This is a genomic window from Bacillus sp. JJ1521 (genome assembly GCF_036965165.1).
Taxonomy (GTDB): Bacteria; Bacillota; Bacilli; order Bacillales; family Bacillaceae_L; genus Ferdinandcohnia.
The window spans coordinates 43,737-55,718 of record NZ_JBALOX010000069.1 but is presented as its reverse complement, the minus strand read 5'-3'; the positions used below and the strand labels follow the sequence as shown (position 1 = coordinate 55,718).

9 protein-coding genes are annotated in these 11,982 nt (G+C 37.9%); 2 read left to right on the top strand and 7 right to left on the bottom strand.

Features of this window, described 5'->3' with window-relative positions; translation table 11 throughout:
- Positions 1-193: 193 nt before the first annotated feature.
- Together V7147_RS11215 and V7147_RS11210 are read left to right on the top strand one after the other, a co-directional pair.
- Entirely contained in the window at positions 194-2,236 is a 2,043-nt protein-coding gene (locus tag V7147_RS11215) for an S-layer homology domain-containing protein (RefSeq protein ID WP_335367939.1), read from the top strand.
- A gap of 154 nt (positions 2,237-2,390) precedes the next feature.
- Complete coding sequence (locus tag V7147_RS11210; RefSeq protein WP_335367938.1) at positions 2,391-4,157, top strand: alpha/beta hydrolase family esterase; 1,767 nt, start codon at positions 2,391-2,393, stop codon at positions 4,155-4,157.
- Between the two features lie 314 nt (positions 4,158-4,471).
- Here the strand turns inward: V7147_RS11210 and V7147_RS11205 are convergent, their stop codons facing one another.
- The 7 genes from V7147_RS11205 to V7147_RS11175 all read right to left on the bottom strand — a co-directional run bounded on the left by V7147_RS11205 (position 4,472) and on the right by V7147_RS11175 (position 11,973).
- Complete coding sequence (locus V7147_RS11205) at positions 4,472-5,647, bottom strand: Gfo/Idh/MocA family protein (protein WP_335367937.1); 1,176 nt, start codon at positions 5,645-5,647, stop codon at positions 4,472-4,474.
- A 29-nt stretch (positions 5,648-5,676) separates the two neighbouring features.
- Complete coding sequence (locus V7147_RS11200) at positions 5,677-6,663, bottom strand: zinc-dependent alcohol dehydrogenase (protein ID WP_335367936.1); 987 nt, start codon at positions 6,661-6,663, stop codon at positions 5,677-5,679.
- Between the two features lie 31 nt (positions 6,664-6,694).
- Entirely contained in the window at positions 6,695-7,657 is a 963-nt protein-coding gene (locus V7147_RS11195) for a Gfo/Idh/MocA family protein (protein ID WP_335367935.1), read from the bottom strand.
- 115 nt (positions 7,658-7,772) lie between these two features.
- Positions 7,773-8,816, bottom strand: coding sequence for a TRAP transporter substrate-binding protein (gene dctP, locus V7147_RS11190; protein WP_335367934.1), 1,044 nt, complete (start codon positions 8,814-8,816; stop codon positions 7,773-7,775).
- Positions 8,817-8,892: 76 nt separating this feature from the next.
- On the bottom strand, positions 8,893-10,167 hold the full coding sequence (locus V7147_RS11185; protein WP_335367933.1) for a TRAP transporter large permease: 1,275 nt from the start codon (positions 10,165-10,167) through the stop codon (positions 8,893-8,895).
- Positions 10,167-10,664 (bottom strand): TRAP transporter small permease, encoded by a 498-nt coding sequence (locus V7147_RS11180; RefSeq protein ID WP_335367932.1) that lies wholly within the window; start codon positions 10,662-10,664, stop codon positions 10,167-10,169. Before V7147_RS11180 ends, V7147_RS11185 begins: the two co-directional genes overlap by 1 nt.
- A gap of 316 nt (positions 10,665-10,980) precedes the next feature.
- Positions 10,981-11,973, bottom strand: coding sequence for a Gfo/Idh/MocA family protein (locus V7147_RS11175; RefSeq protein WP_335367931.1), 993 nt, complete (start codon positions 11,971-11,973; stop codon positions 10,981-10,983).
- Positions 11,974-11,982 lie beyond the last annotated feature (9 nt).

Here is an 11,982-nt window from a genome sequence, read left to right as displayed (position 1 = left end):
GAATTAAGGAGGGGATATAGATTTAGGTTTATATAAGTGAAGTTCCATTTTAGTGTTTTTGTTTGTTGAATACGCTTTATTTGGTTGAACAAATTGCAACGGTCATGATCTTATAATGAAAAGTCAAAGTCGTCGATCAGGACATAAAAATGAGGAGGCACAGTCTNNTTTCTTAATATTATTGATAGCTATAATGCTATTTCCAAGCACTCTTTATGCATCCACACAAATTGAAAATAAAAATGGACCCAAAGGAAACTTCATTAGTAAAGCTGAATTTATCTCAAAGATTTCCAACTATTTCGTCTGGCCACATCCAAGTGATTACAATGATATATGGAAGGCTCCACTTCAGCAATTTAACGATGTGAAAACGACAGATAAATATGGTAAAGAAATTGAAGCTGCTTACGAGGAAGGAATCATAAGTCCCGACTCTGAGGGTAACTTCAATCCTAACAGCGAAATCTCCCGACAGGACGCAGCAGTCATACTAGCAAATGTGTTTAAAATTACTGAGTCGGATAATGCTGCTAAGTTTTCAGATTACGAAAGTATTAGACCTGATGCCAGAGGTAGTGTGAATACACTTGTAGAATGGGGATTTATGTCTGGTAGAACACCTAACCTGTTTTCGCCTAATGAACCTATTAAAACATCCGAAGTAGAAAAGATATTCAATAATATAACCAGCAAGATGGTTACTCCAGTCCAAGCCCTGCCAAAGCAGAACGCCGTTGCACCGAGACGATATATCAAACTGTATACCCCAACACCTGGCGCTACCATTTACTATACGACAGATGGGTCAGAACCAACGACATCCAGTAAAATATACACCGTTGAAACTACGGGACATATCAATGAAATGCTGAATAATAGTCAACTCCCCGAACGAAAAGTGATTTATAAGGCTATCGCAGTAAAGGACGGGATGGTAACAAGCCCTGTTCAAACCTTTACTTGGCAGCTTTATCGTCCGGTAATTGATGATTTCCAGCACAAACTTATCAAGGAAAAAACAAGTACCAGTCCTGCAGTATATCAACTCTATAACGATTCAGAATCCGTCCGTCCAATGGCTTGGTATATTGAAGGACAAGAAAAGGGGATCCTATTCGATGCATTACAGACTAGAGCCAATGCAAAAAACCTAAAGGAGTATATCGATGAAAACATCTCTAAAAAACCTTATTCAGTAATCATCGGGCACTCCCATAGCGACCACATGGCCCAGGCACCAAATTTTGCGGATAACCACGACATTTATGTGAACGAGCGTGGATGGGCTCCTATTGCCTCTGTCCTAAACAATCCAGAACATCAAGCTATGGTTAAAAATATTGAAGAAGGCGATATTATTGATATAGGTGGCAGCAAACTTCACGTATATGCCTTACCAGGACATGACCATAGTGATGTTATCCTTCAGGATAAGGACAATGGCTTTATATTCGCATCGGACATATACGGGTGTACACGAGCTGGCTCTGCAGACAACGTGGCTGTAATGGGAATTCGGACAGATCTTTTTCTATCTCTAGTCCAACAAACGTATTCTAATTTCAAAAAGGACTCTGGAAAGATTACTCAAATTTTCACAGGTCATGATGAATCCGCACTTGAGGCTAGCCATCTAGGAATATACGAAGCAGCTGTGCAACAAGTAATTGATAAAGGAGAAGAAGGTACAACTCCTACATTGCGTGGAAATAATGATGCTCCTAACAGCAGAACAACAATAATCGGAGATATGTGGAAGGATGGCACCAATTGGATTGCGATCAAACTTCCTGGAATTAAGGGTGATAATACAGAATACCTGACTTCTTCACCTTTCAACTATAATGGCAAGGACGGATTTTTGAAATATTCCGTACTCTCCAATATTGAAATTGAAGGTGGAGAACTTGTAGGAAAGACAGTCCAGTGGGCAGAACCTAGTTCTTTCTCATGGGCTGGAAACACAATAACCGTAAACAACTCATTACAGAACAAGTTTAATCCATGGTCATATGATTACACAATTGAAGTACCAAAATCTAATAAAAACATCACGATCATACCAACAACCATGTCTACCCAGGTAAAGTCAATTAGGATTAACGGGAAAAAGGTAGATTATCAATCGAAGACCTCCATCCCGGTTTCTAACGGTACAGTAATTAAAATTGATATTATTGCACCGGACAAAGTTACAACTAGTACTTATACTTTTACGGTAGAAAAGAAATAAAATTAACGGGTCGAGAATGGGTGAAGCAAAAGTAGAGTTTGTTTTTCGCAACTGCAAAATGCTTCCCTTCAATTAAATACCTAAATGTTAAAAAGAGCAGTAGTTGTAATCAAATTGAAGATGTTTAACATTAAAATGCCGGGGGTGTAATGGAATGAAAAGTAGAATAGTATTTTCTTTGATTGTTACTTTACTAATGCTAATGAGTACAATATTACCGGTTTCGGCAGCATCTAATAAAGATTCAGGCGTAGACCGATTAAAAGCGATTCCGCTAGATGGCATGAAAAAACCCGTAATTGACATCACTAAGGGGAACAAATTACCCTTGACAGGTTATTACACCCGTAATGTCACTGTTGGTGAGAATACACGTTCAGTAAAGATTTACGTAGCACCGGATACTACTGTACGTGATTACTTCACTGTAATTGCTACTCCGGGTGGCATGTCAACAGAAGAGTTTCTAAAGAAGACTGGTTGGTTGGACATTGCCGATAAACAATCGGAAGGTTTGTTTATTCTTGAGCCTGGAACAGGTGGTTGGGGAACTGTTGAAGAAGAACTTGCCTATATCAACGAAGCTTTCAAAGTGATCAGGGATACTACATATTACAATACCTTTGGTCTCTTCTATCTTGCAGGTTATGGAGATGGCGGTACAGCACTTCAGGCTTGGGCAATGGAAAATCCATTATTTGTAATTGGTTCTACATTTATTCAAACGAAAGATTTGAATCCGGATTTTATAAATCGTACAGGTTCAAAAACATTCACTGAGAATAAAAACATCTCTTACAGCGAAATCCCTATACCAACATGGATTGTAAACAATGATTTGAATTCTGTAAAAAACGTTGTTGAGTATTGGAAAAAAGCTAATGACACCGTTCCTATTGGTAAAATCTCTGCAAATGGTCCGATGGGCAGTACAGTATTTATACAAAAAGAAGATTCAGAAAGTATTGTAACGTCTTATAGTGATGTCCGCTCCCAAGTGGCAGTCTTTGAAAAAGGAGGAAATGGGGTATATAGTATAGGTTTCACAAAGAAAGTCTATGATTTCCTATCATATTATACACGCTATGACAGTACTTCTGTTAACGGTAATGTTCTTGGAGTTAGGCCCGATTATGAGGCAATGGGTGTAGAAGTCAAGGAAATGGACCTAAATGGTTATAAAAGGGAGTATTTGGTATACGTACCTAAATCCGCTCCTAAAGAAAATATCCCTGCAGTCTTCGTCCTTGCAGGAAATACCCAAACCGCGAGAGTATTCTTTGATGCAAGTCATTGGTGGGAGGTGGCAGACAAACATGGATTCATGCTTGTAATGCCAAGTGAGCAATACAGTTCCTCTACTGAAGTGACTTGGAATGTCAACTATGCAACGGATAAGCAAGATGACTTCGTATTCCTTGAAGAAGTCATTAAACAAATTGATAAAGATTATAATGTAGATCCTGGGAAGCGTTATCTAACTGGCCAGTCTTTAGGCTCCATGTTCACTAACTATGCTACTGCTGTAATGCCGGAATACTTTGCGGCGGTCGGTTCTACCTCCGGACCTCTTTTAAGATCCCTCGAAGGAAAGGCTGACAAAATGCCGGCATACCTATTCTTTGGTGAATATGACCTATGGAACTGGGATTTCACTAAAAATGGTCAAACTAAAAATACAATAGAATACTGGCTCAATAGAAACGATCTAGGAGGCTTCGATGATGCCGTATTAACGACAAAAGATCGTTATACAACTTACACCTGGTCCGATGAAAATGGTATTCCGATGTACAAATATACTCAAACAAAGGATAGGGCCCATAACTTTATTGTGTCGGAAGTGTGGGAATTATGGGAAGGCTGGTTTTCCCATTGGAAAATGGATGAAGATGGAGTCCGTCATTATCAAAAAAACTAGTAAGACTTATAATTTTTGTGCATTCTGTTCTCTTATAATAGTTTTGTAAAGTGTTGAGATATTAGAGATGGATTTTGTCCTCCTTCTTTCTAGTAATCCTGAAAGAAAGCCCCAAGGTCAAGAGGCTTGGGGCTTTCTGATGTTATTTAGCTCAATAGTGCCAAGAGTAAAGCCTAAATACAACACTCTTTTGTATTTAGGCTTGATTTAAATGTCCACTTACAAATTAACATGTTCGTTTTGAAATCTTTAATTAATGCCTCTGCTTGACAATATGAAATTGCCCCTACTCCTATAAATAATCAATCTCCCCTCTACTTCAAATGAACCCTTTTGGCCTGACTTGCAGATAGATAGGCGGCATAAATAACACGGATTGTTTCTTCAGCTATATCGATGCCTGATAGAGGTTGTCTGTTTGTTACAATACACTCCATAAAGTCTTGCAGTTCATTGGTGTAGCCTCTAAGGATTTCTTCAGCGATAAACACGTTATTCCAACCCATTTTCAGTTCTAACATCTCCGAAATGTAGACATTGTCTAAGCCTTCCTGATCTGGAAAATAGGTTTGCATATTATTAGTTGGGGTTATATTGCACAGTAACACTCCATCATTAGCGTATACCTCAATATAATTCTTTGTCCCGCCTAATACATGATCACTTGACATGACTACAGCTTTTGTTCCATCTGAAAAAGTAATGGTTATATTGGCGAAATCCTCTACATCTATCGGCTTACTAGTAAGATGCCGTTTATCATAATCAGATAAAGATGTAATGATATTACCTGTATCCGCTGTTACACTTACTACAGAAATTTTTTCATTTCGCGCTTCCGCTTCTACTTGCTTTAGCCAAAGCACCCCAGAAACAGGGTGACAACCTAGCCGCATCAATGCCCCGCCACCGGACTTATCCCACATACCTGCTAATGCTGAACTAGATCCCCTGATACTTTCTTCACCTTTCATAAACAATAATTTACTCTTTTTACTTCTGATGATTTCAGCAGCCTTTAAAACGTTAGGTGAATAGATATAGTTTTCCGCGTACATAAACAATTTGTTACTTGAAGCAATGATCTTTTTTGCTTCTTCGATTTCATTAATAATGGTTTTATACATTTTTGCCTTGGAAACATTAAGTCCAATCGGCTTTTCGTCTCCTTCTTCACCGAAATAACCCGTTAACGGTTTTTCACAAATGACGTGCTTACCTGCTTTTAATGCTTCTAACGCAAACTTTAAGTGTAGATGAGGAGGAGTTACAATATCAATGACATCAATTTCTTCATCATGTATTACTTCCATAAAGTCTGTAGAAATCTTCTCAAATCCATAGGTTTTCGCTACGTCTTCAGCCCTTTTTGTATCTAAATCAACGATTGTTTTAAGCCTCACATTTACACCGCTAACTTTTGAATATCCTCTTCCATGTAGATGAGCAGCATAACCTGCACCGATTAAAGCTACTGTAACAGTTTTCACTATTTTCCCTCCCTTCCTTAAACCAAAGTTCATAAAAACTTCAAGAGAATCTTCCCAAAGTCTCCCGATAACGCACTATCGTATGCTTGTTGATAGCCTACCAAAGGAACAACTTTTGATACGATCGGATCAACATTTAAATCAGGGTTCCTCAAATAATCAATCGTTTTCAAATAATCATCCGGAAAGTTGTAAATAATTGATCCGTGGATCGATTGATCGTTTCGGACAAGCTGTGTAAAAGGAATATTTACTTCTGGTGCCATACCAATGGCCAACATAGCCCCACCTGGTTTTAATAATTGGAAAGCATGCTCAACAGAAGCTTTTATTCCTGCTGCTTCAATGACAATATCAAACTTATCATCATCTGTAATCTCCTCCGGAAAGATGGTTCGAATATCACCAATTTTTTTGACGATCTCAAGCTTTTTCTGATTTATATCTATAGCGGTCACATTTGCACCTAAATGGGTAGCCAATGCAACGGCTAGCATGCCTATAGTTCCACTACCAACAACCGCGACATTGTGCCCCTTTTTGATTGAAACCTTTTTAAATCCACTAACTACCACGGCAAACGGCTCAATTAACACCGCCTTTTCGTCAGGCAGATCATCTGGGATTGGTAGGATAAGCTTAGTTGAAATGACAAATTCCTCAGAAAAGCCACCATCCATATTAATTCCTAATGATTTTTTATTACGGCAAATATTCGTCCGCCCGTTCTGACACATATCACACTCTCCACAATATGTGTTGGGTAAAATAACGACTCGGGTTCCCACTTTATAATCTGATTGCTCTCCACATTCAATAATTGTTCCAACTAGTTCATGACCTGGCCTCACTGGATACTTTCCGTGTGCAAATTTACCTTGTAGTAAACTTAGATCAGACCCACAAATCCCACCGTAGCTTACTCGAATTTTCACTTCATCCTTTTTTGGGGTATCTAATGATTCTACTTCTCTTAACTCAATTTCAAATGGTTTTTTCACATATAATTCCAACATCTTATTCCCCTCCAATACCGACTTTTTGTTACTACCGTTTTATACAGTCATAAATCGACTGAATTACCTTTAGATTAGCAATGGACTCTTCGGGGCTAAATGAAGGTGATTTCCCCGCGAGAATACAATGCGAAATATGTTCAACTTGAGAAATATAGCTGTTCACTGGATTTTTATAAACCTCTGTTTCTTCTTTTCCGTTCTTTTGAATCGTTATTTGTGGATGTCGAAAAGGGAAATTAATTTTAATGATACCTTCCGTTCCAGAAATCTCTAATGACTGGTTATAGTCACTCTGAAATGTGCAAGCAAATTGAGCGAGCCTCCCTTTCGGAAACCTCATGGAAGCAATAACAGATAAATCGACTTCATTGACATCATAATTGGCAAATGCCTGTACTTCTAACGGTTCATTGCCCATAATATACCTAATTCCATTAACACAATAAGAACCAATATCATAAAGCACACCGCCGCCAAGTGATGGATTCAACCGAATATCATCCTTATTGTCTACTGAGATCGAAAAACGGACTTGAACGTTTTGTACATCTCCAATTTGACCTGAATCAATTAATTTCCTCAAACGATACCACTCCGGATGATGGCGGAATGCGAAAGCTTCCATAAATACAACTTTATTCTTACGGCAGGTAAATACCATTTCTTCAATTTCTTCGATAGTAAGTGCAGCAGGTTTTTCACATAAGACATGCTTACCCGCTTCCGCCGCTCGGATCGTCCATATTTTATGTAAATGATTAGGTAAGGGAATATAGACCGCGTCTATATCAGGATCCTTTAGAAGTTCCTCGTAGCTTTTATATGTACGTGGAATAGAATAGGTTTTCGCAAATTCTCTAGCCTTCTCCTCACTTCTACTTGCAATCGCAAGTAGTCGAGAATTATTTGCGCCCTTAATTGCCGGTATCAATCGTTCTTTTGCTATCCAGGCAGCTCCTAATATTCCCCATCTAACTCTACCGTTCTCCAAATTTTCTCCTCCAATTCCCCAGATGAGGACTAGTTTAAATTTGATATATTGAATGATTGCCTATATTTTTTTATTAAAAACGGGTCCAAGTAAGGATCTGGACCCGTAAATAGTGTTATTTTTTAGCTGCTTCAAGCAGTTTATCAACTAACTCTTCACCGATTTCTTTTTTATGTTTTTCATACACAGGTGTTACTTTGTCTGCCCAAACTTGTCTTTCTTCTTGAGTTAGCTCAGTAATGACCATACCCCTGTTCTTAAGTTCTTCTTTGTATTTTGCATCTTCCTTCGCTTTTTCCTCACGTTGGAAATCTCTCGCTTCGTTAGCTGCTTTTTTAATTGCAGCCTGCTCGTCTTCTGTCAAGCCTTCAAACCATTTTTTGTTAACCATGAATGGGTTTACGCCGATTAAATGTTGTGTTTCGGTAATATATTTTTGTACCTCGTTGAAATTAGCCTCGGCGATTACACTAAATGGATTTTCTTGCCCGTCAACAATACCTTGTTGCAAGGATGTAAATAATTCAGGGAATGCCATAGGTGTTGGAACTGCACCAAGTTCTGTCCATACATCTAACTGTATTTGGTTTTCCAATGTTCTGATTTTTAAACCATCAAGCTCCGAAGGCTTCTTGATCTCATGAGTGTTATTTGTTAGATTCCGAATACCACTTTCCCAGAAACTGAAACCAATAATCCCAATATCCTCAAGATCAGCTAAAACTTCTTGCCCAATAGGACCATCGAGAATTTCATGAGATGTTTCTCTATCCGGGAACACAAATGGTAAGGACCATAGATTGAAACGAGGTGAGAAGTTAGCAGTTACTGCTGCTCCCACAGGTCCACCATGAATCGTACCTAGTTGAATACCTTCAATGATGTCACGCTCTCCACCCAATTGACTATCTGGAAAAACTTCAACAGTGATGGAGCCATTCGTTTCCGCCTCTACAAGTTCCTTAAATTTAAACATTGCCTTCCCCATCGCAACGTCTGGTTTATCTGTAGAGCCAATTTTCATAACTGTAACTTTTCCTGTTGTTTCTTCCTTTTTCCCATCACTCGGTTTTTCAGAATTGGGAGCTGATGAATCTGTGCTACATGCGGCTAAAGCCAGCACAAGCAAAAAACAAATTGCGTACATGAACTTCTTCATACCTTGACACCCCTTTGTTTTATTTTGAAAGATTCGAAGATTATTACCTTCAAAATCTAATTCAACATTTTCGATATTATTTAAATAATTCAGGTATCCACATTGATATGCTTGGGATATAACTTAGGATAAATATATTGGCAATCATCACAGTAATGAAAAGTGCTGAGTATTTTAATAATTGCTCTATTTTTATATTCGCAACCTGGCTTACCATAAATAGGTTTACCCCGAATGGTGGTGTAATCATTCCCATTGCTAAGTTAACGATCATCACAATTCCAAAGTGAACTGGATCGATCCCATATGATATTGCCACTGGAGTTAGGATCGGTGCAAGTATTAGTATAGCCGCTCCAGAATCGAAGAACATTCCTACTATAAATAACAGTAAATTTATAATTAGCAAGAAAATAATTGGGTTATTTGAAACCCCACTAAACCAAGTAGCAACTGCCTGTGGTACACCATCACTAGTAAGGATCCATCCGAAAAGCCCGGCAGTAGCAATAATCACTAAGATTACTGAACTTGTTAATGCAGCTTCATAGAATATTTTTGGGAGTTCCTTCCATTTTAGTTCTTTGTATACAAATAAACCAATAATCAATGCATATACACAGGCTACGACTGCGGATTCAGTCGGTGTAAAATACCCGCTATAGATACCACCTAATATGATAAAGGGCATCAATAATGCCAATATTGCATCTTTAAACGAAAGGAACTTTTCCTTCCAGGTATAGCCTTTTTCGCCAGAGTAATTGTTTATTCTAGAGACAACATACACGAGAATCATAAAGGTAAGTCCAATCATGATTCCAGGAATAATTCCTGCGAAAAACAAATCCTTGATTGATACTCCTGTAGCAACCCCAAATAAAATAAGCGGTATACTCGGCGGAATAATGACTCCCAACTCTCCCGAGGCAGCAACAGTTGACGATGCAAATCCTTTATCATAGCCTTTGGCTACCATCGCAGGTATCATAATCGCCCCAATGGCAGCAACGGTTGCAACACCTGAGCCAGAGATTGAAGCGAAAAACATACAGGCCAACACTGAAACCATTCCTAAACCGCCTGTCATTGATGCAACGAGCGAATATGAAAAATCTACTATTCTCTTTGATATTCCCCCTTTTTCCATCAATCCACCAGCAAGGATAAAGAAGGGAACAGCTAATAATGTAAATGAATCTATAGTTGTAAATAGCCTTTGTATAATAACGGTAGGCGGGGTACCGTCCATAAATACCATGAAAGCAGACGATAATCCGATAGAGATTGCTACTGGAACACTTAAAAGTAAAAATAATAGAAACGATACAAATAATAAAATTGGACCCATTACACTTGTTCCCCTCCGTCCGTATCCCATACTCCTTCAACCCAAGCTACCACTGTATTTAATAGCATAATTAAACTTCCTAATGGTATTGCAATATATGAGATAGACATAGGTAAATGCATCGCAGCAGATTTTTGTAAATGGACAATTTCAAGAATTTGCATACTGTACATTAAGATAATGATACAAAACACCATTGTGATGATTGCTGCAAGTCCCCTTATTCCTCTTTCGATTTTGGGTGGAAATTTAATAAGTGAAAATAAAAACTCAAGACGGATTAATTTTGCATATCGAATTGCAAGTCCAGCTCCGACAAATGTGATCCAAACTAGAAAATACCTTAATAGTTCTGATGACCAACTAAGTGGAGTGTTAAAAAGTTCACGAGAAATGATTTGCCAAGTTAAAATTAATAATGAAGCAGCTAGTAAAAATCCAATTAGAAACTTAAGCAGTTGATTAACCTTATCCATTAATAGAACAAATACTTTCAATTCATCACCCCTAAACCATTTTGCTGAATGTAGTATGTTTTACATTCATTACTTCTCTTCCTTTAATGTCCTCGTGGATAACGCTTACATTTTAGATCGATCTAAAAGAATTACTCCGAGATCGTCGCCTTAAAATATGTAAAAAATTATTACGTCTATTTGTATTCAATAGATCTAAAATGTAATAACACTCCCATCTAACGGCTATAAATTCCACAGTATGGAACTCAATAACCTTATAACGGAACTCGTTAAAATTAGGATACCATAAACCTTTATAATTGTCAGTAAATTTTTATTATTTTTATTTCTTTTTTCATCCTACTTTTACAACTGTACCCATTTGAATAGATTTATAGCATGATTCGAGGACTCGCATATTATAAATAGTAGATTCTCCTGTATTAATTAGGTGGGAATCAATTAAAATAGCATTTGAAAAATGTTCTACTTCTAGGCGAAAAATATCTCCTTGGATTTTTTCTTCGCGTATCACTCCTCCAGTTTGAACTATAACTATACCTACATCACCATTGAAGTCAGGACGAAAAGCAAAAGGAACTTTTATCGTACCTTTTGTACCGATCACTTCATATTCTTGCCTCCGCGCCATATCAAAACTACAATCAAAGAGTGCCGTTATTCCATTTGCTAGATTAAAATATCCGTATGCGGACAGGTCAATTCCTGATGCAGGGTCTATTTCTGCATGAGCTTGAACTTTAATTGGTTCTGATTGTGAGATATTCCTAATTACGTGGATCGCATAACAGCCAACATCATATAAACTACCTCCACCCATTTCTTTTCCCATTCGAATATTCGTATTACGATTTTCCATATTGTAAGTATGACTTGCTCTAATAAGTTTAACCTCACCAATCTCCCCTGAAGCGATGATTTCTTTTACCCGTTCATGCTGTGGATGAAATTGATACATAAATCCTTCCATGAACTTCACATTTTGTTGTCGACATATTTGAACCATATCAATAGCTTCCTCAGAAGTTAAAGCTGCTGGTTTTTCGCATAAGACGTGTTTTCCTTGTTTAGCAGCTTTAATCACCCATTTTTTATGCAAATGGTTTGGTAGTGGGATATAGACAGCATCCACGTCCTTGTCATTTAGAAGTTCTTCATAGTCTTCATATGCTCTAGGAATATTGAATTCCTTCGCCATTTCGTGGGCTTTACTTCCACGGCTTGAAATTGCAATGATTTCTGCATTATTTGCTCGGAAGATAGCTGGGATTAACTGTGTTCGTGCGATGTTTGCAGTACCTAAAATACCAAAACGAATTTTACTCACATCTAATAC

Bases quoted from the DNA above. Each gene is read 5' to 3' on its own strand.
- dctP (WP_335367934.1), bottom strand. From the start codon at position 8,816: ATGAAGAAGTTCATGTACGCAATTTGTTTTTTGCTTGTGCTGGCTTTA.
- V7147_RS11215 (WP_335367939.1), top strand. From the start codon at position 194: ATGCTATTTCCAAGCACTCTTTATGCATCCACACAAATTGAAAATAAA.
- V7147_RS11200 (WP_335367936.1), bottom strand. From the start codon at position 6,663: ATGTTGGAATTATATGTGAAAAAACCATTTGAAATTGAGTTAAGAGAA.
- V7147_RS11210 (WP_335367938.1), top strand. From the start codon at position 2,391: ATGAAAAGTAGAATAGTATTTTCTTTGATTGTTACTTTACTAATGCTA.
- V7147_RS11185 (WP_335367933.1), bottom strand. From the start codon at position 10,167: ATGGGTCCAATTTTATTATTTGTATCGTTTCTATTATTTTTACTTTTA.